This window comes from Streptomyces marokkonensis (assembly GCF_039539045.1).
Lineage (GTDB): Bacteria > Actinomycetota > Actinomycetes > Streptomycetales > Streptomycetaceae > Streptomyces > Streptomyces marokkonensis.
In genome coordinates, this window is the sequence record NZ_BAABCQ010000130.1 from 1 (window position 1) to 22798 (window position 22798).

At 72.6% G+C, this 22798-nt stretch carries 19 protein-coding genes; 6 read left to right on the top strand and 13 right to left on the bottom strand.

Translation table 11 applies throughout. From position 1 onward, the window contains the following. The first annotated feature begins 56 nt into the window (after positions 1 to 56). Positions 57 to 671 (top strand): LysE/ArgO family amino acid transporter, encoded by a 615-nt coding sequence (locus tag ABEA26_RS26245; protein WP_345595818.1) that lies wholly within the window; start codon positions 57 to 59, stop codon positions 669 to 671. Between the two features lie 35 nt (positions 672 to 706). Here the strand turns inward: ABEA26_RS26245 and ABEA26_RS26250 are convergent, their stop codons facing one another. From ABEA26_RS26250 to ABEA26_RS26260, 3 genes are all read right to left on the bottom strand, one after another. Continuing rightward, a complete protein-coding gene (locus ABEA26_RS26250; protein WP_345595819.1) occupies positions 707 to 1162 on the bottom strand; it encodes a cyclic nucleotide-binding domain-containing protein in 456 nt (151 codons plus the stop codon). Between the two features lie 340 nt (positions 1163 to 1502). After that, complete coding sequence (locus tag ABEA26_RS26255) at positions 1503 to 2981, bottom strand: aminotransferase class I/II-fold pyridoxal phosphate-dependent enzyme (protein ID WP_345595820.1); 1479 nt, start codon at positions 2979 to 2981, stop codon at positions 1503 to 1505. Positions 2982 to 3146: 165 nt separating this feature from the next. Next, positions 3147 to 3362, bottom strand: coding sequence for a hypothetical protein (locus ABEA26_RS26260; RefSeq protein ID WP_345595821.1), 216 nt, complete (start codon positions 3360 to 3362; stop codon positions 3147 to 3149). Between the two features lie 168 nt (positions 3363 to 3530). Between ABEA26_RS26260 and ABEA26_RS26265 the strand changes: the two genes are divergently transcribed. The 5 genes from ABEA26_RS26265 to ABEA26_RS26285 all read left to right on the top strand — a co-directional run bounded on the left by ABEA26_RS26265 (position 3531) and on the right by ABEA26_RS26285 (position 6824). Continuing rightward, a complete protein-coding gene (locus ABEA26_RS26265; RefSeq protein ID WP_345595822.1) occupies positions 3531 to 3977 on the top strand; it encodes an ATP-binding protein in 447 nt (148 codons plus the stop codon). Positions 3978 to 4154: 177 nt separating this feature from the next. Next, positions 4155 to 5033, top strand: a complete 879-nt coding sequence (locus tag ABEA26_RS26270; RefSeq protein ID WP_345595823.1) for a SigB/SigF/SigG family RNA polymerase sigma factor — start codon at positions 4155 to 4157, stop codon at positions 5031 to 5033. A gap of 46 nt (positions 5034 to 5079) precedes the next feature. After that, on the top strand, positions 5080 to 5328 hold the full coding sequence (locus tag ABEA26_RS26275) for a DUF5133 domain-containing protein (RefSeq protein ID WP_345595824.1): 249 nt from the start codon (positions 5080 to 5082) through the stop codon (positions 5326 to 5328). Positions 5329 to 5527: 199 nt separating this feature from the next. After that, the gene (locus tag ABEA26_RS26280) at positions 5528 to 6361 is read left to right on the top strand and encodes a DUF1206 domain-containing protein (RefSeq protein WP_345595825.1); all 834 of its coding nucleotides are present in this window, start codon (positions 5528 to 5530) and stop codon (positions 6359 to 6361) included. Positions 6362 to 6389: 28 nt separating this feature from the next. Beyond that, the gene (locus ABEA26_RS26285; protein WP_279562474.1) at positions 6390 to 6824 is read left to right on the top strand and encodes a hypothetical protein; all 435 of its coding nucleotides are present in this window, start codon (positions 6390 to 6392) and stop codon (positions 6822 to 6824) included. 46 nt (positions 6825 to 6870) lie between these two features. Here ABEA26_RS26285 and ABEA26_RS26290 read toward each other — a convergent pair whose 3' ends face one another. The 10 genes from ABEA26_RS26290 to ABEA26_RS26335 form a co-directional block, all read right to left on the bottom strand. Beyond that, on the bottom strand, positions 6871 to 9117 hold the full coding sequence (locus ABEA26_RS26290; protein ID WP_345595826.1) for an FUSC family protein: 2247 nt from the start codon (positions 9115 to 9117) through the stop codon (positions 6871 to 6873). A gap of 100 nt (positions 9118 to 9217) precedes the next feature. Then, a complete protein-coding gene (locus ABEA26_RS26295) occupies positions 9218 to 10594 on the bottom strand; it encodes an NAD(P)/FAD-dependent oxidoreductase (RefSeq protein WP_345595827.1) in 1377 nt (458 codons plus the stop codon). 250 nt (positions 10595 to 10844) lie between these two features. Next, the gene (locus tag ABEA26_RS26300; RefSeq protein ID WP_345595828.1) at positions 10845 to 12578 is read right to left on the bottom strand and encodes a PP2C family protein-serine/threonine phosphatase; all 1734 of its coding nucleotides are present in this window, start codon (positions 12576 to 12578) and stop codon (positions 10845 to 10847) included. Next, positions 12575 to 13639, bottom strand: a complete 1065-nt coding sequence (locus ABEA26_RS26305; RefSeq protein WP_345595829.1) for a SpoIIE family protein phosphatase — start codon at positions 13637 to 13639, stop codon at positions 12575 to 12577. The genes ABEA26_RS26300 and ABEA26_RS26305 overlap by 4 nt, the downstream gene beginning before the upstream one ends. After that, a complete protein-coding gene (locus ABEA26_RS26310) occupies positions 13639 to 14079 on the bottom strand; it encodes an anti-sigma regulatory factor (protein WP_345595830.1) in 441 nt (146 codons plus the stop codon). Before ABEA26_RS26310 ends, ABEA26_RS26305 begins: the two co-directional genes overlap by 1 nt. Then, entirely contained in the window at positions 14079 to 14510 is a 432-nt protein-coding gene (locus tag ABEA26_RS26315) for an STAS domain-containing protein (protein ID WP_345595831.1), read from the bottom strand. The genes ABEA26_RS26310 and ABEA26_RS26315 overlap by 1 nt, the downstream gene beginning before the upstream one ends. Then, entirely contained in the window at positions 14507 to 15403 is an 897-nt protein-coding gene (locus ABEA26_RS26320; protein ID WP_345595832.1) for an STAS domain-containing protein, read from the bottom strand. The genes ABEA26_RS26315 and ABEA26_RS26320 overlap by 4 nt, the downstream gene beginning before the upstream one ends. Positions 15404 to 15557: 154 nt before the next feature. Beyond that, complete coding sequence (locus tag ABEA26_RS26325) at positions 15558 to 15950, bottom strand: STAS domain-containing protein (protein WP_345595833.1); 393 nt, start codon at positions 15948 to 15950, stop codon at positions 15558 to 15560. Between the two features lie 114 nt (positions 15951 to 16064). After that, positions 16065 to 18557 carry a SpoIIE family protein phosphatase gene (locus tag ABEA26_RS26330; protein ID WP_425587902.1) on the bottom strand — a complete coding sequence of 831 codons (2493 nt, stop codon included), beginning with the start codon at positions 18555 to 18557 and terminating at the stop codon, positions 16065 to 16067. A 103-nt stretch (positions 18558 to 18660) separates the two neighbouring features. Then, on the bottom strand, positions 18661 to 22653 hold the full coding sequence (locus tag ABEA26_RS26335; protein WP_345595834.1) for a HAMP domain-containing protein: 3993 nt from the start codon (positions 22651 to 22653) through the stop codon (positions 18661 to 18663). Positions 22654 to 22798 lie beyond the last annotated feature (145 nt).

Genomic DNA, 22798 nt, shown 5'->3' on the forward strand with positions numbered 1-22798 from the left:
GTTACGTAAGAATCTTTAGCTGTACGTCTTGTGATCGCCTGCTTAGCGTCGAGAGCATGCACAACGCGCTCTCCGCCGCGGTCGCCGGCTTCGGCACCGGCCTCTCGCTCATCGTCGCCATCGGTGCCCAGAACGCCTTCGTCCTGCGCCAGGGAATCCGCCGTGAAGCGGTACTGGCGGTGGTCGGCATCTGCGCGCTGTCCGACGCCCTGCTCATCACTCTGGGCGTCGGCGGGGTGGGAGCGGTCGTGGTGGCCTGGCCGGGCGCGCTCACCGCGGTCGGCTGGATCGGCGGCGCCTTCCTGCTCTGCTACGGCGCGTTGGCCGCTCGGCGGGTGTTCCGGCCGACCGGTGCGCTGCGGGGGGACGGCGACGCCGCGGGCTCCCGCCGCCGGGCGGTCCTCACCTGCCTGGCGCTGACCTGGCTCAACCCGCACGTCTATCTCGACACCGTGTTCCTGCTGGGCTCGGTCGCCGCCGACCAGGGGCCGCTGCGCTGGACGTTCGGCCTCGGTGCCGTCGTCGCCAGCCTGTGCTGGTTCGCCGCGCTCGGATTCGGTGCCCGCCATCTCGGCCGCTTCCTGGCCCGGCCCACGGCCTGGCGCGTACTCGACGCGCTGGTCGCCGCCACGATGATCGTACTCGGGGCCACCCTCATCGCCGGGGCCTGAGCGGGGGGGGGCCGGCCCCCGCGTCCGGCACCGTCTCACAGGGAGCCGCGCCCGTGCAGCGCGTAGTGCTCCATGAGCCGGCCCCTGGTGGCCTCCAGCCGGTGCGCGAGGATCTCGGCGACCGAGCGCACCAGCACGATGCCCAGCCGCGGGTCCTCGTCGCACAGGGCGAGCACCGAGGACGCGTCGAACTCGTAGGCGCGTACCGGGCTGAAGGCCTCGGCGCCGAAGTCCCATTCGTAGGGCGGGAACAGCCAGGACCAGCCGAGCAGGTCGCCCGCGCCAAGGCTGGCCACCGTGACCTGTTGCAGGGACGTCACCTGCTGGGTCAGGGAGACCGCGCCGGAGCGGACGACCCAGAAGCGGTCGGCCCTGCCGCCGGCCTCGAAGATCCGGGCGTCCTCCGGGAAGGAGACCTCCCGGGCGAGTGCCGTCAGCCGATCGCGCTGGGGAAGGGGGAGGGCGGTCAGCAGTTTGATCGCTTTGGTCATGGCACGGGGCTCCTCGCCGGCGATTCGGTTCCGGGGCTTTCCCTATGCCCATTTCAGTCGCTCGCAGCGCCCTCAGCACCTCGGCGGACGGCCGTTTCCGTGCGGATTCCGTGCCGGGCGACCGGGGACGTCCGGGCCAGGGCATGAAAAAGCCCTGGCTGGACGGGGGAAGCCAGCCAGGGCCGTAACCGGTGACGTACGAAGGACACTTCGGTCGACCCCGTCGCCACGTATGGATGAACGCTAAACCATCTCCGGGGCTTCCACGAAGCGGGAACCGGGTCACGTGACCTGTTTCACTCGCCCGGGCCGCCGCCGCTGCCTAGCCTCTCCCCGTGGCTCATCCGCCGTTCTCCGCGACGACCCTGATCGTCTCCAGGTCGGGGTCGCTCGGGTCCGGCAGGTACATCCCGGCCTCCAGCCCACTGCGCAGATATCGCAGAACGGGTTCGGTCAGCCGCTCGCCGGGAAGGACGGCCGGGATACCGGGCGGGTACGGCGTGATCATCTCCGCGGCGACGCGGCCCGCGGCCCGGTCGAGCGGCACGTCCTGGGTGGGCCCGAAGAACGCGTCCCGGACCAGACCGGCCTGTGGCATCCGCAGCTCGGACGGCGACGGGACCTCCACACGCGGAGCGGAATCCAGGCCGGGGGCGGCGTGCGCCAGGTCCTTGAGCGCGGCCAGCAACTCGCCGGCGGTCTCCCGGTCGTCGCCGTGGGTGATCTGCGCGCCGATGCGGCGGTGGTCGGTGATGTGCGCGATCACGCTCCGGTGCTCGCGCAGCCAGTCCGCCGCCTGGAAGCCCGAGATGCCGAGCCCCTCGAGGTCGATGACGACGGGCAGCGGATCGAAACCGTGGGCCCGCCCCGGGCCGCGGAAGTCGTCCCGGTCGTTGACGTGCATGCCGTCGATCTCCTCGACGGCCGCGCGGACCTCGGCAGCCAGCTCCAGTGCGCCGCCCATCAGCTCGCGTCCGCGCAGCGCCATCTGGCGGCGCCAGCCGTCCAGTCCGGCGAAGATCAGTGCCGAGGGGCTGGTGGTGCCCAGCAGGTCCGCCCGCATGCCGAGCAGCTTCGGCGGGACCAGGTCACCGCGCAGATGGAACACGGAGCCCTGCTCCAGACCGCTGCCCATCTTGTGAATGCTGGTCACGCAGATGTCGGCGCCCGCGTCCATGGCCCAGGACGGCAGATCGGGGTGGAAGGGCAGATGCGCCCCCCACGCCTCGTCGACGATCAGCGGCGCCGAGCGGCGGTGGCAGACCTCGGCGACGGCCCGCAGGTCGGCGCTGGCGCCGTACGGTGTCGGGCTGGTGACCAGGGCACCCTTGGCGTCGGGATGGGCCTCGAACGCCTTCTCGAACTCCTCGGCGGACGGCGGATGGGCCAGATGCCGCTCGGCGTCCCAGCGCGGCTCGACCCAGGCCGGTTCGATCCCGGACAGGATCAGCCCGGAGACGACGGACTTGTGGGCGTCCCGGCCGATCAGCAGCTTCTCGTGCGGCCCCGCGACCGCCAGCATCGCCGCCTTCACGGACAGGGAGGACCCGCACGTCGAGAAGAACGTGTGGTCGGCGTGCACGGCATCCGCCATCAGTTCCTGGGCGCGTTGCAGCACCCGCCCCCGGGTGAGCCGGTCGTCGAGTCCGCCCGTCGCCAGTACGTCCCCGTAGAAGACGGCGTCGCCCAGCACCTCGCGCACCGCCGGGTCGGCCCCACGCGCCTGTTTGTGTCCCGGCGGCGTGAACGACAGCCGCCCCTCGCGGCGGTAGTCGACGAGGGCTTCCAGAACGGGTGCTCGGGTGTGGTCGGCCGTCATGCCGATCCGGTTTCCCGCCCGGCCCCCGGTCAATCGTCGATCCGCCCCGACCGGCAACCGGTCCGGTGGCCGGTCGCTCCACGCGGCGGCCCGTCATCCGGTCCGGTGGCCCGTCACGTCACGCGGCGGCCCGTCATCCGGTCCGCCCTGGCCGCGCAGCCACCGTCACTCCGAGGTCCGGCCCGGGGTCAGCACCTCGTCCAGCACCCGCAGAACGGCTTCGTACGCGATCGTCCGTACGGCGGCGTCCCGGGAGCCCTCCGGATCGGTCGGGCGCAGTTCTTCCGTTCGCGCCCGCCAGGTCCGCTCCTGTGCCACCGCACAGGCCCTCGCGCGGTGCATGCGGCGCAGCAGTTCGTCCGAGTCCACAACATCCGTCATGTACTTCGCGTACCCCCACAGAGCCCGTGGATGGCGGCTGGGCCGTATGGAGGGCCGGAGGTTTGGGGGTACGGGCAGAGGTCAGCCGAAAGTAACCAGGCCGCACAGCGCGCGCAGACGGCGCGGGGCCGGCGGACCGGGCTCGTCTCACCGACCAGGAGCTGACGGATGTGTGACAGGCACACGACCAAACTTGTTGTCGAGCAGCACGGCGCGGACCGGCACCGGCGGTACCGGCCGTGCAGGCCCGCCGAGGCACGCAGGACGGTCGAACGCGTCGTCACCGAATGCTGCGGCACCGACGGCCGCACGTCGTGCGACGTGGGCGCGCTGTCGGACGCCGTGCTCGTCGCCTCTGAACTGGCCACCAACGCCATCCTGCACGGCGGCGGCATCACGGACTTCCAGGTCGACGTAGTCGGACCCGGCGTCCGCGTCTCGGTGTGCGACCGCAGCCACGACCTTCCGGTGGCCGTGCCGGCCACCGACCCCGAGGGACGCCGTCGCGTCGGCGGCCGGGGCTGGCCGATCGTCTGCCGGCTGGCGTGTGACGTACGGGTGGCAGACATCGCCTCGGGAGGCAAGTGCATCACCGTGGTCGTTCCGCTGTCCTGAGTACTTTTCGAAAAGCGGAGTTTGTTCCACCGGTGCCGGGGCAGTCGCAAGTTCGTGCTTCGGACCGGAGGCGCAGCAGCGGGAGCGGTATGGCCGCTCAGGCCCTCCGGGTGGTGACCCGGACAGTGCCGTTCCCGCGGAAAGTCCCCTGAGACCACCGTTCAGGAGCGAATGCGCATGCTCATCGAAACGCCCACCGTCCGTCCCGGAACCACCGAGACCACCAACGTTCCCGCCACTACCGCCGCTTCCGCCCGCCGTCGGCACGACGACGCACCCGACACCATGCCCCTCTTCGGCCGGCTGGCGGGGCTGACGGACGGGCCCGAACGCGACGCCGTCCGCGACGAGCTCGTCACGGCCTGGCTGCCCATGGCCCACCGGATCGCCGGGCGGTTCAGGGACCGCGGCGAGTCCATCGAGGACCTGCGCCAGGTCGCGGCGCTCGGGCTGGTGAAGGCCATCGACCGCTTCGACCCGGAGCGGGGAGCCTTCGAAAGTTACGCCGTGCCCACCATAACGGGCGAGGTCAAGCGCCATTTCCGGGACCGGATGTGGGCCCTGCGGGTGCCCCGCCGGGTCCAGGAACTGCGCAACAAGGTGCGGGTGGCCCGGCGTGAGCTCACCCAGAGCCCGGGGAGTGTCGAACCGTCCGTCGCCGCCGTGGCCGCCCACACCGGGCTGACCGAGGACGAGGTCAGCGCCGGCATGGAGGCGCTGGAGAGCTTCAGCACCCTGTCGCTGGACGCCGAACTCTCGGCCGGCGACGACGGCTACAGCCTCGCGGACACCCTCGGCGTGGCGGACGCCTCGTACGACACCGTGATCGACCGTGAATCCGCCAAGGAGGGACTGCGCAGGCTGCCCGAACGTGAGCGGGCCATCCTCTACATGCGCTTCTTCGAGGACATGACGCAGAGCCGTATAGCCGATCACCTGGGCATCTCGCAGATGCACGTCTCGCGGCTCATCAGCCGCAGCTGCGCCCGCGTGCGCGACGAGGCGATGGGACAGCGGGCCGTCCGCCGGGGGACCGGCCGGCCGGTGCGGACCTGACGGACCGAGGACCGACGACCCGAGGACCCAGGGAGGAACGAGACGGATGCTGATGCCTCACCCCGTGATGCTGCGCGGGCTCGTCGACGAGTACGAGGCGGCGGTGGTGCACGAGCCGGCCGACACCACGGGCGGACCCGGGCCCCGGACGCGGGACCTGGCGTACACGCTGTGCGTGTCGACCGGCACGCGTGACGTGACACGGGCCCTGGAGGCCGCCCGCCGCTGGCTCGCGGCCGGATCCCCGGCCTCCGTGCCCCTCGCCGTCGTCGAGACCGCGGGAGCCCGGGACTGACCCACGGCGGGCAGCGGACTGTGGTGGGCCGGACTGCCCGCACGCCGGTCGACGGCGTGCGGGCAGTCGTCCTGTGTGTTCGTCTCGTGTGCCCCGGACCTCCGCGAAGACGAAGCCCGCCGAATCGTGTGCGCCGAAGCCGCAGCCCGGTGTGCGGCGAGAAAGCCGGGGCATCCGGAAACCGGGAGGGGAGGACCACATGAACGCACGTGTCATGGCACGTATGGGCCACGGCCGGGCCCGCCGGGCGGCGAACGGGTCGGCCGCCGAGGGGGCCGCCCGGGCGGGACTCACCGCTCGCGGCGTGATCTACCTGCTGGTCGGCATCCTGGCCCTGCAGATCGCCTTCGGCACCGGGAACCGGCAGGCGGACCGGGGCGGCGCCCTGGCCGAGCTGTCGGACAAGCCGTTCGGAGCCGTACTGCTGTGGGCGCTCGGCATCGGACTCGCCGGTATGGCGCTGTGGCGGCTGTCCGAGGCACTGTTCGGCGCCACGGGCAAGGACGGCCGCACGGCGAAGAAGCGGCTCCCGGCCGCCGCCCGCTGCGTGTTCTACGCCTTCGTCGCCTACTCCGTACTGGCCTTCGCGGCCGGTACCGGCCCCAGCGGCTCCAGCGACCAGCAGTCCCGGGACGTCACGGCCCGGGTGATGGAGCTGCCCGCCGGCCGGTGGCTCGTGGGCGTGGCCGGCGTCGTGGTCGTCGTCGCCGGAGTGGTGATCGGTGTACAGGCCCTGCGCCGCAGCTATCACAGGAAGCTGAAGCTCGGCGAGCTGAGCCCCCGGGCCCGGCGGCTGGTCGACGTCACCGGCGTCGGGGGCGGCGCGGCCCGCGGACTCGTCTTCGCCGCGGCGGGCGCCTTCGCCGTGCGGGCCGCCGTCGACTACCAGCCCGACAGGGCGAAGGGACTGGACGACACCCTCCGCTCCTTCGCCGACACCCCGCTCGGCCCCTGGCTCCTGGTCTGCGTCGCCGCGGGTCTGGTGCTCTTCGGCGTCTTCTCCTTCGCGCTCGCACGCTGGCGCCGCGTCTGAGCCGCCCCGCACGGGGAACACGGGGCGAATGAACGAACACGAGATTCCTCCGCCGGACGGACGTCCCGTGGACGTCTACCTCGATCTCCTGCGCATCCGCATGGAGACCCACGACTACCAGCTGCTGCTCAGCGTGGTGGAACCCGTCCTCCAGGCGATCGACGAGCACCAGATGCCCACCATCGACTTCTCCCTGGACGGGGACAACGCCGAGGCGCTGCCCCAGGAGATCAGGGACGAGGCCGCCCTGGTCATCGCCACCGCGGTCACGGGACGGCTGGACAACGAGGTCGTCGAGATCAGTACCGACGAGACCGGTCCGGTCCGGGTCGTCACCGACGCGGTCACCGCCTCCGACCCCGAGCGCCTCGGCGAGATAGCCGACTACCTCAAGGAACGCCACCGGCAGAACGACGAACTGCGGGGCATCGCCGAGGCGAGCGGTCTGCCCAGCGACTTCTGACCGTCACCGTCGCGAGCGTCACCGCCACGACCGCCGACGCCGACCGTCACTGCGCAGGCGTCCTGACCGGCACGCCCAGCGGCCGGGCGAGGCCCACCACGGCCTCGTCCAGGCGTTCCAGGTGCCGCAGTACCCGGCCGGTGATGCGGCCGTACCGCGGCACCCCGGCGGCGTCCGGCTCCAGCAGCGAGGCGATGCTGGGCCCGGTCTCCACCTCGGTCCCGGCGTCCTCGTCGGCGACGTGCGCGGCGATCGCCTCGATGTTGCGCACCGTGCGTCGCACCGCCCCGCGCAGCCGGGGGTCGGCGGCGATCGAGGGGTGGGTGGGCAGCAGTTCGGCCGTCGCGGCCAGCGACCGTGCGTGATAGGCGCAGGTCTCCAGCAGCGCCACCACGTACTGGGCGGTGTTGCGCCGGGCCCGCAGCGGTGTGATCGGATGGGTCAGCGGCTGGGTGGCCGCCCGCAGATCCCCCAGCGCCTGGTCCAGTTCCCGCGCCGTGTCCAGCAGATCGGCGGCCGCTCCGCCGCTGAGCTGGTCGACGGCGCCCTCGGTGACGTCGGTGAGCCGCTCCAGCACCGTGCCGAGCAGTTCGTTCGTACGGCGGTCGGTGCGTATCGGCAGCACCAGCGCCGCCGCCGCGATCCCGCAGGCGGCGCCGAGCGCCGTCTCCTCCACGCGCAGCAGCAGGACCGACAGGCTGTAGGTGTGCAGCAGGGTGTACAGCAGCCCCAGCATCGCGGTGACGAAGAACGACATCAGCGTGTAGGACAGCGGTGCGGTGTAGAACATGGCGAAGATGAGCAGCAGCACCAGCCCGAACGCGACCCAGGTGTGGTCGCCCACCAGACCCGCCAGGACGATGCCGGCCACCACCCCCAGCATGGTGCCCAGCACGCGGCGGTAGCCCTTGACGAGGATCTCGCCGGTGGAGGCCGTGTTCAGGAAGACGATCCAGCAGGCGAGCACCGCCCAGTACCATCGCTCGGCGGACAGGAACTCCCCGCCCAGGATGGCCAGGGACGACCCCACCGACACCTGCACCGCGGCGCGGGTGGTGGGTCGCCGCAGTCCGGTCGGTTCCTCCTTGGGAGAGCCCTCCTCGCCGGCGTCGATGGCGGCGTCCTCGGCGTCCAGCTCCTCCCGGGAACGGGTCGTCGCGGGCGTGTCGTCCGACTCGTCCTGCGGCCCGTCCAGGGCGATCCTGAGTCCCATGACCGCGCGCGCCGTCTCACCGAGGCCCCTGAACACGTCCTGGACGGCCGGTGTCGCCTCGGGCAGGTTCTCCTCGTCGCGGTAGCCGAGGAGCCGGTTGCGCAGATGGGACAGCGCGGTGCCGCGCGCCTCGGCGGGCGGTCGCAGCACCAGCGTGCGCAGCGCGCCGAGATCGCGGCGCAGCGTCTCCGTGGCCTCGCCGGGCGCCGGCGAGCGGCCCACCGCGGGAGCGGGCGCGCCCGGCAGATGCAGGGTCAGGGTGTCCGCCCGCTCGGCGCTGCGCGCGGTCAGCAGCAGCAGGCCCAGCCGCTCGGCGGCGATCTCGGCGTCCGCGATGCGCCGCTGCACCAGACGCGCCGTGGATGCGTCGGGAGTGCCCTCCTCCAGCCGGGACTGGATCATCAGTGCCGTCTCGTGCAGGCGAGCGGTGCCGTCGCGCAGGTGCTCGAGCGTCTTCTCGATTCCGTCCGGGCCGGCGTCCAGCAGTTCGGTCTGCGTGGCGATCAGCTGGGCCAGCCGGGCGCGGAACGCCTGCCGCAGCCGCTGGAGAATGCCCGCCGACGTCGCCGGTACCACCGCGAAGCGCACCACCGCGCTGCACGCGAACGCGACCGCGATGGCGCCCCACAGTCCCGGCAGCGCCGACGCCTTCGCGTCGACGAACAGGGACACGAAGTAGACCTGGAAGCCGATCAGCCCGAGCGCGGTGCCGCGGTCGCCGAACCGGCGGACGAAGACGGCGCAGAAGATGAGGACGACGAAGAAGGCGTCACCGATGACGACCCGGGAGGCGAGCAGCGCGCTGACCGACACCGAGGCCAGGGCGACAGGCAGGCCCAGCGCCACGGTGACGGCCTGGGCGCGGGACTCGTTCTCGCGGATGGCGAAGGTGGCGACCATCGCCGTCATGGCGCCCGCCACCAGATGGGGGACGTCCGCACCGAACACGGCGAGCACCGCCAGGGCCAGGGCGATCGCGCCCACCGTCCGCAGCCCGGCCGTCAACCGCAGCAGCCCGGGGTCGGACGCGGCGAGGCGGTCCCGCAGCCGTGTCCGCGCCGAGCGCCCCGCTGCCTTCACGCCGCCGTACACTCTCCCGATTCACGCCTGACTCCCGGCCGGTTCGCGCCGAGATCCACTTCTCAGCATGTCATGCCGCGAGCCGGCCCCTGCCGTCGGGTCACAGCTCCGCCCGGTCCGCCCCCCTGACATGCTCCCGCACCTGCTCCGGCGTCAGATACGCGTCGGTGTACTCGAAGTCCTTCAACTTGGCCGGCTTGCGGGCCTGGAAGCCGGTGCGCACGAAATCGTCGCCGGCGACCGCGTTGAGCGTCCAGTTGGCCGCCACCCGGGCCTTGGCCACGCCCGTGCGCAGCGCCGACCAGTGGTAGCCGCGGGCCACGGCCTGGGCGGGCAGGCCCTTCAGTTCGACGCCGAGCGGCTTGGAGACCGCGTCGGTGCCACCGAGGTCGACGACGAGACCCAGGTCCTTGTGGACGTACGGCCGCATGGGCTGGTTGCGCAGGGTGGCGATGAGGTTCTCGGCGGCATGGCGGCCCTGCCGCATGGCGTGCTGGGCGGTGGGCGGGCAGACGGCGCCCTCCTGGCCCTTGGCGAGGTCGGGCACGGCGGCGGAGTCACCGAGCGCGAACACCCCGTCGTGGCCCGGCAGGCACATGTCGGCGGTTACCGCGAGCCGCCCCTTGACCGTCTCCGCGCCGAGCGTGGCGATGAGCGGGCTCGCCACCACTCCGGCGGTCCAGATCAGGGTGCGGGTGGGTACCACCCGGCCGTCCGTGAAGGTGACCTCCTCGGGGCCGGCCTTCGCGATGGACACGCCCAGGGAGATCTCGATGCCGCGCCGCGTCAGGACCTCCTGCGCGTCGCGTCCGAGCTTCTCGCCCAGCTCGGGCATCAGCTTCGGAGCGATGTCGATCAGGTGCCACTTGATCAGGCTCGGGTCGAGCCGGTTGTAGCGCTTGACGGCCGCGTGCGTCAGCCGCTGCAGGCAGGCGGCGGTCTCGGTGCCCGCGTAGCCGCCGCCGACCACCACGAACTGCAGTCGGGAGGCGCGCTCCGCCGGGTCCTGGCCGGCGTCGGCGAGGTCCAGCTGTGAGATGACGTGGTCGCGGATGTACGCGGCCTCCGCCAGCGTCTTCATGCCGAACGCGTTGTCGGTGAGCCCCGGGATGTCGAAGGTGCGGGTGATGCTCCCGGGGGCCAGCACGATGTAGTCGTACGGCTCGTTGACGATCTGGTCGGTGATGGTGCGCACCACGCAGACCTTCGCCTTGAGGTCCACCCCGATGGCGCCGCCCGGGATGATCCGGGTCCGGTACTTGCTGCTGCGGCGCAGGGAGAGCGCGATCGACTGGGGCGTCAGCACCCCGGAGGCGACCTGGGGCAGCAGCGGCAGATAGAGCTGGTAGGAGAACGGCGCCACCAGGGTGACGTCGGCCTCGTGGGGGGAGAGCCTCCGTTCCAGACGACGGACGCACTCCACGCCGGCGAAACCTGCGCCGACCACCAGGATCCTGGGTCGTGTCACGGTGTTCATCCCTTTCTGCGGCTCCGGGCGGTCTGCCGCGAACGCCATTCGCCTGCCCGTGGATCGCCGCTTCGCACCTCGTCGATCCCACCGCGCCCACGCGGATTCGGCCAGCGGGGCGGGGCAGGCAGGCGACACACCCTGATTCACCACCATGCCCCGTCCGGGCCCGGAGTGCATCGGGCGGGAGGGAACCGGGCGGGGTCCTTCCCGTGCGGGGAGTGCGGGAAGTGGTTGTCCGCGACGATGCCTGGCGGGGTCAGCCGGACCCGCGGAGGTGGCAGAGCAGCAGGCACACGTCGTCGTCGCGTTCGGAGTCGCTGAGCAGGGGACGCAGGATTCCGTCCGCCGAGCCCTCCAGGTCCGCCTCCAGCTCCGCCGAGCCGAACGACCCCAGGACCTGTGCCAGCCGCGCGATGCCAGGGTCTATGCCCCGGGCGCGGCGTTCCACCAGACCGTCCGTGTACAGCGCGAGCGTCGAACCCGGCGCCATCGGCACCGTGTGGTCGGCGATCTCCTGCTTCAGCGGGATGCCGAGCATCGCACCCGGTTTGGCGTCCAGGGTCTGCACCCGCCCGTCCGGGGTACGCAGTACCGGTGGCGGATGGCCCGCGGCGGCCCACGTCATGGTGGGGTCGTCGGGGTGGAAGCGCGCGATGACGGCGGTGGCGAACAGGTCGGGCTGGAGGTGGTGCAGGAACGTGTGCAGCCGGGTCAGGAGCCGGCCGGGGCTGCCGCCGTCGACGGCGTAGGCCCGCAGCGCGGTGCGCAGCTGACTCATCATCACGGCCGCGCGCAGCCCGTGCCCGGTCACGTCCCCCACCACGGCGATGACGCCGCCGTCGGGCTGGCGGAACGCGTCGTACCAGTCGCCGCCGATGTTCAGCCCGTGGGTGGCCGGCAGATAGCGCGCGGCCAGGGCGAGTCCCGGTGGGGCGGGCAGTTCCGTCAGCAGGGCCCGCTGGAGCGTCTCCGCGATGTCGCGGTTGTGCTGGTAGCGCTGCGCGTGGTCGATCGCGATGCTGGCCCGCCGGGTCAGCTCGATCACCATCACGGCGTCGTCCGGGTCCCAGCGCTCCCCGGGCGGGGACAGGGTCACCACGCCCAGCGGCGCCTGCCGCGTCGGCAGCGGGATGCACAGCAGGGGCCGCTCGGGAGCCAGCGCCGAGGGCGGCTGGTCGTCGACGCCGGGCAGGCCGCCGGGGTGCGGGGCGGCGTACTGGGGCCGCCCGGTGCGGGCGGCGACCACGGCGGCGGCCGGATGGGCGGGCCCCGGCCGTTCGCCCTCCTGCTCGAACAGCCAGACGTCGACGCCCGCCGCGTACTCGGGCACCAGGAGCTCCGGCAGTCGGCGCACGATCTCGTGGTGGTCGAGGGACGCCGTCAGCACCGCGCTCGCGTCCGCGAGGAACGTCAGCCTGCGACGGGCGTTCTCCGCCTCCGTACGCGCCTTGCGTTCGGCGGCGAACGCCTCCCGCTGGGCTCGCCCGGCGGCGTCCAGCTCGGCGTGCAACGCCACGACGCCCTGGTTCGTCTGGTGCAGCTCCTCCCGGTGGAAGGCGACCAGGTCCTCCTGCTCGGCGAGCCGGTCCAGCACGAGCGCCGTGTCCTCGTCCGCCCCCAGCAGAGCCTCCGCCAGCGCGACCGGGTCGTCCGCCACGGCATCGACGTCGGCCGTCGGCACCGCCTCGGGGCAGGGCACCGTGACCCGCCACGGCGGCTGGCCGGCGGCGGCGGCCTCGCGCGACGGCGTCAGCACCGCGTGCAGCACGCCCTCCCCGGCCTCCGGTGTGGCGCGGGAAGCGGTGCCGGTCTCCAGGGTGAGCCGCCAGGTGCCGCCCTTGGTCAGACACAGGCGCAGTTGCGCCCCGAGCGAGGCCACCAGCCGCGCGCGCTCCAGGGGCGGCACGCCGTAGGCCGTGGCCAGGCGTGCGGTGGTGAGGCGTGCCTGTGCGGCGTCGGTGGTGTCGGTGATCTCCCAGGTACGGGTCATGAGCCGTCCGGCGGATTCGGGGCCAGCACGGCTACGGCGGTGTCGTCCCGCACCGGGCGGGCCGAACTGCTGGCGTCGCGGACCGTCACGGCAGCCGTCACCGCCGGGTCGGCCGCGGTGCGGCAGGTGTCGGGCGTCGGGGTCCAGCGGCTCGGCAGACCGTCGCTGTGCAGGACCAGCACCCGGTCGTCCGCCCAGACCGCCTCCTGCTCGCGCAGGGTCGTGGGCCGGTGGGCGCCGACGATGCCGGGCCGGGAGACCAGATGCCGCCAGATACCGCCCTCGCACAGCCGCGCCCCGATGTTGCCGATGCCCGCGAACCTGAGTACCGCGGCACGCGTGTCGACCTGCGCCACCGCCACGGCCGCGCCGCGGGTTCCGGTCAACGCCGTGTCGAGCCGCCGCAGCGCCTCGGCGGGCGCCAGGTGGGCCGAACCGCGCAGCGCCTCCACGGCGGCGGTCGAGGCACGCGCCGCCTCCGGACCGTGGCCCAGGCCGTCGGCCAGCATCAGTGTGACCCGGTCCCCGGCCCGGACCCAGGCCCAGGCGTCGCCCGAGTAGTCGGCCCCGCCGAAGGGGACGTTCACCGCGCCGGCCCGTACCCCGGTCGCCGGACCCGGCTGTACGGCACGGCCGGCGGGTGCGGCGCCGATCCGGGCGACCACCACCGTGCCCCGGCCCGGGACGCTGTGCAGGTCGAAGTCGTCGGCGAGGCGCGCGCAGGTGCCGAGACCGGCGCCGAGGGAACGCGTCGTGCTGAAGCCGTCGCTCAGGGCGGCGGCCACGTCGGCGATCCCGGGCCCGTGGTCGACCGTGGCGACCTGCACGAGCCGGGTCTCCTCACGTTCGGCCGTGAGAACGGTGGGAGCGACGACGTCGATGAGGACCCGGCCGCCCCCGGCGTGCTTGAGCAGGTTGGTGGCCAGCTCGGTCGCCACCAGCGCCGCGGTGGCGGTGTGCTGCTCGTCCAGACCGGCCAGGGTGGCCGCGTGCTCCGCCGCCACCCTGGCGTCGCGCACCCGGGTCGAGTCGTGCACCGGGACGTCCCACACGCGTGGCATCAGGACTCCTCACGCGGGCGGGGCGCCCGGCCCACCCAGGAGGTCACCCGCACGGTGGTGCCGGCCCCCGGGTCGCTCTCGATCGCGAACTCGTGCACCAGGCGCCGCGCGCCGCCCAGCCCCATGCCCAGCCCGCCGCCCGAGGTGAAGCCGTCGCTGAGCGCCTGCTCCAGGTCCGCGATGCCGGGTCCCTCGTCGCTGAAGGTCAGCCGCAGTCCCTGCGCTCCCCCCTCGGTGAGGGGCTGCGTCTCCATCGTTCCACCGCCGCCGTACACGAGCGTGTTGCGGGCCAGTTCGCTGGCCGCCGTGACCAGCTTCGTCTGGTCCACCAGCCCGAAGCCGAGCTGGGCGGCCGCCTGCCGCACATGCTGACGTACCCACACCAGATCCATGTCCGAACGGATGGGCAGGCGGGCCTGGGCGCCCGCGGCAGTGTGCATCACGGACTCTCCTGGCGCAGACCGCCGAAGCGGGACGACGGCGCGTGCCGCGTGAGCAGCTCCATGGCCACCTCGGTACTGAGCGCGGTGTGCACCCCCGGCAGCGACAGACCCAGCTCCACCAGGGTGATCGCGACCGCCGGCCGCATGCCGACGACCACGGTGCGCGCGGCCAGCAGCTCGGTCTGCCCGGCGATCTCGGCCAGGACCCGGCCGAGGAAGGAGTCGACGATCTCCACACCGGAGATGTCGATGATCACACCCGTGGCGCCGCTGCGGGAGATGGTCTCGGCGAGGTCCTGCTGGAGCTGCTGCGCCGTGCTGTCGTGCAGGTCCCCCTGCAGGGTGACCAGCAGCACCTCGCCGAGCCGCAGGACCGGAACATGACCCGTCGCGGGACCCGTGTGGGGCCCCGGGAACGCCTCGCTCACCGCGCGACCGGGCCGTTCGCGACAGGGTTCACGATGCCGACCCCGAGCTGGTGCAGTACGTACCCCAGGGCGTCGGCGAGGCTCGCCCGGGTGACCACGGTGCCCAGGTCCAGGCCGAGGTGGACCATGGTCTGCGCGATCGCGGGCCGGATGCCGGAGACGATGCACTCGGCGCCCATCAGCCGGGCCGCGGCGACCGTCTTCATCAGGTGCTGGGCCACCAGCGAGTCGACGGTCGGGACTCCGGTGATGTCCAGGATCGCGTAGCGCGCCTGCTGCTCCACGATGGACTCCAGCAGGGTCTCCATGACGACCTGGCTGCGGGCGCTGTCCAGCGTTCCGATGAGCGGCACGGCCACGATGCCGTCCCACAGCTTGATCACCGGAGTGGCCACCTCCAGCAGCTGTAGCCGCTGACGGTCGATGAGTGCCTGCCCTTCACTGAGCGCCGTCTGCATGACCACGACCCGCAGGGTGCCCATCAGCACGCTCAGCGTGGTGACGCAGTCCCGGGCGTGGTCGGCGGGGCTGTCCGGCAGATCGGCCACGAGCAGGTTCTCGACCGGGGGGCGCAGGGCGGCCAGCTCGCTCGACACCTGGGCGGTGCTCAGGCCGGCCCGGGAGCGGGCCGCGCCCATCCGCGCCAACTGCTCGCGCACCGTCGTGAACCCGGCGGCGTCCGGGTCCTCCACCCGTGCCGCGTCGGCGACTTGGGCCAACGCGTCCACCACGGCCTTGCCCGCCTCGACCGCCTCGTCCCGCGAAACGGTGAACACGGCCCGGAACAAGGGCTCGTCCGCCCAGCGCTGGGCGATCTGCTCACGACGTCGCCGCAGGAAGTCCCTGACCTCGTCCGTCGGCGATCCCGCTGTTCCCTCCGCCTGTTCCGGCACCTGTTCCACTCCTCATCCGCGTTGCGCCGCACGGCACCCCGAAGGCGACGTGGCGGCGACATGAGTCTGCCGGGCGACAACTGTATCCACCCGCCGACCTCGTACGACACCTGATCCCGCGTGAACGGTCCGGATGAGTGCCGGGGGAGAGGCCTCAGGCGTCCGGAACCCGCGGTCCCTCGGGCTGGGCGTCGACGCGGGCGAGCGCCTCGTCGACGCCCTCGGAGACCGGCACGGTGATGCTCACCCCCGTCAGGTCCAGGACGCGCCGGACCGCCGGGGCGGGCGAGATGATGTGCACGCTGCCCGGCAGCTCGCGAGCCTCCTGATAGACCCGCAGGATGATGTTCATGCCGGAGGAGTCCATGAACGGGACCTCCGAGAGATCCAGCAGGAAGTGCCGCCGACCGTGGTGGAGTTGGTTGGCCAGGTGGTGCTGGAACTCCGTCGCCGTGTCGACGTCCAGGTAACCCTCCACCTTGAGCAGCGCGACCTCCTCCCGGGGCAGCGTCACCTCTACGGACAGCGGGTTCTGGGCTATGGGCACGTGTACCTCCAACAGGACGGACATCGATGGCTCGGCTGTGCCACCGCGCCCGCCGGTTACCCCCGAATCCGCCTCCCACACCTCTTTGGCCGGGACGTGGTCCCGCGCCGTCCGTCACCCGACCCGGATACCCACCAGGCAGGTGTCGTCGTCCGTGTCCGACCTGCTGTAGGTGAGCAGCCGGTCCAGATGCTGGTCGAGGGTCTTCGGTGTCGGACGCACGGTGCTCAGCAACTGGGCCAGCGCCTCCTCCACCGGCCGGTCGCGGCGTTCGATCAGCCCGTCGGTGTACATCAGCAGCGTGTCCTCACCGGCCAACCGCACCTCGTCCTCCTCGTACACCGCCTCGGCCACCGCTCCCAGCAGCATGCCCCTGAGCAGCGGCAGGGGCTCGGCCCGGGGACCCCGGACCAGCACCGGCGGCAGATGGCCCGCCCTGGCCCAGCGCAGTGTGCGCCGGGCCGGGTCGTACAGGCCGCACACCGCGGTGGCCGTGACCCCTCCCGTCAGGTGGTGCGCCACGATGTTGAGCCACGACAGCAGCTGGCCCGGCCCGGCACCGGTCACCGCCAGGCCGCGCAGCGCGTTGCGCAGGACCACCATGCTGGTCGCGGCCTCTATGCCGTGCCCGGCCACGTCCCCCACGCACAGCAGCACCCGCCCGCTCGGCAGCATCACGGCGTCGTACCAGTCGCCGCCCACCAGCTGTTCCGTCTCCGCGGGCCGGTACCGGACGGCCACCTCGAGGGCCGGCACCTTGAGCGGGGTCTGGGCGGGCGGCATGATCGCGTGCTGCAACTGCAGGGTCAGCCGGTTGCGCTCGATGGCCTCCTGCTCGGTGTGCGCCAGCCGGTCGCGCGTCGCCGCGAGCGCCACCTCGGTCCAGTGCTGCGCCGAGATGTCCTGATAGGCGCCGCGTACGAGGAGGAGGCGGTCGTCGGCGTCCAGGACCGGCTCGGCCACCACCCGGACGTGCCGGGTCACTCCGTCGGGCCGTTGCAGCCGGAACGCCGCCGACGCCGGCCGGCGGTGGTGCAGGAGCGTACGCAGGAACCGGCCGATGACGACGGCCTCGTCCGGGTGGGCGTGGGCGGTCAGCTCCTCCAGCGGCACCGGCGTACTGGCCTGCGGACGCCCGTACAGGTCGAAAAGCTGCCCGTTCCAGGTGATCTCGCCGGTCAGTAGATTCTCCTCGAAGCCGCCGATGCGGCCGAGGCGCTGGGCGTGCTGGAGCAGGCTGGCCAGCCGGGCCGTCTCGTCCTCGATGCGCCAGATGAGCAGGACGGCGTTGCCGTGCCGGCTGACGCTGATGTCCGCGAGCGCCGACAGCGGCACCTGGTCCACCAGCGCGGTCAGGTTCATGCGCCGGGCCCGGAACGGCTCGCCCGTGGCGTACACCCGCTCCACGTTCTGGTACAGCTCGCTGTCCCCGGCGGCCATCGGATAGGCCTCCAGCAGCAGCGCGCCGCCCACCACGGCACGCGGTCGGCCGGCCGGATCGAGGAAGCTCTTGTTCACGTGCTGGATACGGAAGTCCGCCAGGTGACCCTCGGCGTCCAGATGCGGCACCAGGACCAGGGCGGGGTCGTACAGCCCGTCCGCCAGGTCCATCAGCTCCACCGCGTCCGGCATGACCCGTGGCTCCTGCCCGGCGCCGTGCGGCGGCGTGTACGACTCCAGGGTGTGCGCGCACAGCTCCGCCAGGGCCTCCACCTGGCGCACCACCTGGGGCGGCTGCGGGGCCAGCGCAGCCGGCCAGGCGATCTCCAGCACGCCGTGGATGCGCCCCCCGGTACCGGCGGGTACGGCGACCCTGCCGCCGTCCGGGTACTGGTGCCGGCCCACGCTGGGCAGCCCGGTCTCGGCCAGGGAGGTGATCCACTGGCCCGCGCGCTCGGTCAGCCCGCGCCGGGCCACCGTCGCCACGTCCGGCGGCACGTAACGCCAGCGGGTGGCCTCGGCAGCCGAGAACCCCGCGCTGCCGACCAGCGTGAGCGACCCGTCGTACCCGGCCGCCCAGATGGCCACAGCGACCGCGCCGAGCGGGCGCAGCGCCTGCTCCAGCAGGGCGTCGGCGACGGCCTGCGTGTCGTCCGCGGCCAGCGCGCCGCTCTCGGCCGCCCGCAGGCGCACGGCGGCCGACTCGGCCACCGCCTCCCCGGCCTCCGCGCCCTCCTCGGCGGACGCGGCCTGCACGGCCGCGGTGGCCGTGAGGAAGGCGTCCGTGACCTCCGACATCCGGTCCCGGGCGGCCTGGTTGATGACGTCGACCGCGAACTCCAGGGGCGTCACCTGGGACTGCTCGGCCAGCTCGGCGAGCTGGCGGGCGGCCTGTGCCGGACCGCACCCGAGCCGCGCGACCAGGATGCCCTTGGCGAGCTCGATCAGCGCCCGGCCCTCGGCCTCCGCCTGGGCGGCCCGGACCTCGCGGCTGAGCCGGTCCACCGTGGCCGCCAGCCTGCCCACCGGCGACAGCGGGGCCATCGCGCGCAGGTCGGCGGTCGGCCCGTCGACCGCGTGGGACGGCGGCGGCCCGGACGCGGGGGACGGCGTGGCCGGCGCGTCCCGCGGCGCACCGCCGGCCGGGTCGCGCGGCTGCTCGGACATGTTCACGATGAGGACGCTCCTCGGCTGGAGACCGCCACGGAGCACGACGGGACGTGCCGCGCACCGCCCGGCCCAACGGTGTACGGGACGGGGGCCGGCGCGCTCACGCGGGCAGCCACCGTCGGACGCAGGCGATGAGGTCGTCCGTGTCGACGGGCTTGGTGACGTAGTCGCTGGCGCCCGAGGCGAGGCTCTTCTCCCGGTCGCCGGGCATCGCCTTCGCCGTCACCGCGATGATCGGCAGCTCGGCGTACCGGGGGATCCGGCGGATCTCGGCCGTCGCCGTGTAGCCGTCCATCTCCGGCATCATCACGTCCATCAGGACCAGTGCGACGTCCGGGTGGCCCGTCAGCGTCTCGATGCCCCGGCGCCCGTTCTCCGCGTGCAGGACCCGGAAGCCGTGCAGCTCCAGGATCCCGCTGAGCGCGAAGAGGTTGCGCGCGTCGTCGTCGACGACGAGGACGGTGCGTCCGGCAGGGGAGTCCTCCACGGCGGCCGGGGCCGGGGTCTGCTCCTCGGGCCGGACCAGGGACAGCACGTCCCCCGGTTCCTCGGCGGCCAGGTGCAGGGCGATGCGCTCCCGCAGTTCGTCGAGGCTGGACAGGAACTCCAGCGCCCCGTCCCGCGCGCGCGAACGCAGGTTCTCCTCCAGCGCCGCGTCCGCGCGGTGACCGCTGTGCACGAGCACCGGCATGCCGGCCAGCGCCGAGTCGCCGCGCAGGGCCTGAAGGAAACGGGACGCCTCGGCGTCCGGCATGCCCAGCTCCAGGACGACACAGTGGCACGGTTCGGCCGCCAGCGCGCCGGCGGCCTCCTGCGCCCCCACGGCGGTGATGACGTCGAGCGGGGGCCGGTCGCCCGCGTCGTCCCGTCCGTGCGTCAGATCGGCGATCACACTCTCCGCGACGAGGGTCAGCAGGCCGCGCGGACGCTCCTCCACGACGAGCAGTCGTCGCGGGCGCTGCCGGTGGCCGCCCGCGAGCTCGGGCGCCGGCGCCCGGCGGGTGAGGACGTCGGCCGCCGACTCGGCCGGGGTGTGCTCCGCCACCCGGTCGAGCAGCTCCTCGAAGTCGGGCCGGGCCACGGGCAGGAACAGCGTGAACGTGCTGCCCCGGTCCGGCGTGCTGGCCAAGGTGACGGCGCCGCCGAGCAGCTGGGCGATCTCCCGGGTGATGGACAGGCCGAGCCCGGTGCCGCCGTACTTGCGGCTCGTCGTGCCGTCCGCCTGCTGGAAGGCGCCGAAGACCGACTCCAGGTTCTGCTCGGGGATGCCGATGCCCGTGTCCTTCACCCGGAAGGCCACCACGGCACCGCCCCGGACCACGCCGCTGGGCACCTCGTCGTCCGGCGCCGGTTCGACGGCCAGCTCCACCCCGCCCCGCTCGGTGAACTTCACCGCGTTGGACAGCAGGTTGCGCAGCACCTGACGCAGCCGGGAGTCGTCGGTGAGCAGGTCCGCCGGCGCTCCGGCGGCCGTCGTCACCGTGAACTCCAGGCCCTTCTGCGTCGTCATGGGCCGGAAGGTGGCCTCGACGTACTCGATGAGCTGCCGCAGCGCCACACGCTCGGGGGCGACGTCCATCTTCCCCGCCTCGACCTTCGACAGGTCCAGGATGTCGTTGATCAGCTGGAGCAGGTCCGAGCCCGCGGAATGGATGATGCCCGCGTACTCGACCTGCTTCGGGGTGAGATTGCGCGAGGGGTTCTGGGCGAGCAACTGGGCGAGGATGAGCAGGCTGTTGAGCGGGGTGCGCAGCTCGTGACTCATGTTGGCCAGGAACTCCGACTTGTACTTCGAGGCCAGCGACAACTGCTGGGCGCGGGCCTCCAGCTCCTGCCGCGCCTGCTCGATCTGCAGGTTCTTCGCCTCGATGTCCCGGTTCTGCGTCGCCAGCAGGGACGCCTTGTCCCCCAGCTCGGCGTTGGAGCGCTGCAACTCCTCCTGCTGCACCTGGAGCTCCGCCGAGCGGGCCTGGAGTTCCGCGGTCAGGCGCTGCGACTCGGCGAGGAGCTCGTCGGTACGGGCGTTGGCCACGATCGTGTTGACGTTCACGCCGATGGTCTCCATCAGCATGTCCAGGAAGTCCCGGTGGACCTGCGTGAACGCGGTGACCGACGCCAGCTCGATCACGCCGAGGACCTGTCCCTCGACCACGATGGGCACCAACACCAGAGCGGTCGGCATCACCTCGCCGAGCCCCGAGGAGATGGTCACGTAGCCCGGCGGCAGCTCGTCCACCACGATGGTGCGCCGGCTGCGCGCCGCCTGGCCGACCAGGGTGCGGCCGAAGGCGATGCGAGTGGGCCGGCCGGCGTCCTCGGGACAGCCGTAGGAGCCCACGAGCCTGAGCTCGGGCCCGTCGTCGCCGTCCTCGGCCAGATAGAACGCGCCGTACTGGGCCGAGACCAGCGGCACCAACTCGTCCATGATCAGCTCGGCGACCACCGGCAGGTCCCGGTGTCCCTGCATCAGCCCGGAGATCCGGGCGAGGTTGGTCTTGAGCCAGTCCTGCTCCAGGTTGGCCCGCGTGGTCTCGCGCAGGGACTCCACCATGGAGTTGATGTTGTCCTTGAGCTCGGCGACCTCGCCGGACGCCTCCACGTTGATGGAGCGGGTCAGGTCGCCCTCGGCGACGGCGGAGGTGACCCCGGCGATCGCGCGGACCTGGCGGGTGAGGTTGCCGGCCAGCTCGTTGACGTTCTCCGTGAGGCGCTTCCAGGTCCCTGAGACGCCCTCCACCTCGGCCTGGCCGCCGAGCCGGCCCTCGGTGCCGACCTCGCGGGCGACGCGGGTGACCTCGTCGGCGAAGGCGGAGAGCTGGTCGACCATCGTGTTGATGGTCGTCTTGAGCTCCAGGATTTCACCGCGCGCGTCGACGTCGATCTTCTTCGACAGGTCGCCCCGGGCCACCGCGGTCGTCACCAGCGCGATGTTGCGGACCTGGCCGGTGAGGTTGTTGGCCATGGAGTTGACGTTGTCGGTGAGGTCCTTCCAGGTCCCGGCGACGTTCGGCACGTGCGCCTGGCCGCCGAGCCGGCCCTCGGTGCCGACCTCGCGGGCCACCCGGGTGACCTCGTCGGCGAACGCCGACAGTGTGTCGACCATCGTGTTGATGACGTCGGCCAGCGCCGCGACCTCGCCCTTGGCCTCGACCGTGATCCGCTGCGAGAGGTCGCCGCGCGCCACGGCGGTGGCGACCTGCGTGATGGAGCGGACCTGGCCGGTGAGGTTGTTGGCCATGGAGTTGACGTTGTCGGTCAGGTCCTTCCAGGTGCCCGACACACCGCGCACCTGGGCGCGCCCGCCCAGATTGCCCTCGGTGCCGACCTCGCGGGCGACGCGGGTGACCTCGTCGGCGAAGGCGGAGAGCTGGTCGACCATCGTGTTGATGGTGTTCTTCAGTTCGAGGATCTCGCCGCGGGCGTCCACCGTGATCTTCTGGGAGAGATCGCCCTTGGCGACGGCGGTCGCCACCTGGGCGACGTTGCGCACCTGGTTGGTCAGGTTGCCCGCCATGAAGTTCACCGAGTCGGTGAGGTCGCGCCACGTGCCCCTGACGCCCTGGACGTCGGCCTGGCCGCCGAGCCGCCCGTCGGTGCCGACCTCGCGGGCGACGCGGGTGACCTCGTCGGCGAAGGCGGAGAGCTGGTCGACCATCGTGTTGATGGTGTTCTTGAGCTCGAGGATCTCGCCGCGGGCGTCCACGTCGATCTTCTGCGACAGGTCGCCCTTTGCCACCGCCGTGGCGACCTGGGCGATGTCACGCACCTGGGTGGTCAGGTTCCCGGCCATGGCGTTGACCGAGTCCGTCAGGTCCGCCCAGGTACCCGAGACACCCGGCACCCGCGCCTGACCGCCGAGGGTCCCCTCGGTGCCGACCTCGCGGGCCACTCGGGTGACCTCGGAGGTGAACACGGACAACTGGTCCACCATGCCGTTGAAGACCTTGGCGATGTCGCCCATCAGGCCGTCCGCCTCGTCCGGCAGACGGGTGCCGAAATCGCCGTCCCGGACGGCCGTCAGGCCCGCCAGGAGGCGGCGCAACTCCTGGTCGCCCGGAACCGCGTCGACGGTCCCGGTGCTGTCGCTGGTCATGCGCACCCTCGTTCCGCTCCCCAGGAGCCCTCGGACGCGAGGACTCGGAACCCCTCCGGACGCGTCGGGCGGTCCGGCCTGTTGTGCGTGCTTTTCCGCAGTTCACGGATCTGCCCAATGAGAAAAATACGTCAGAGGCTAACCC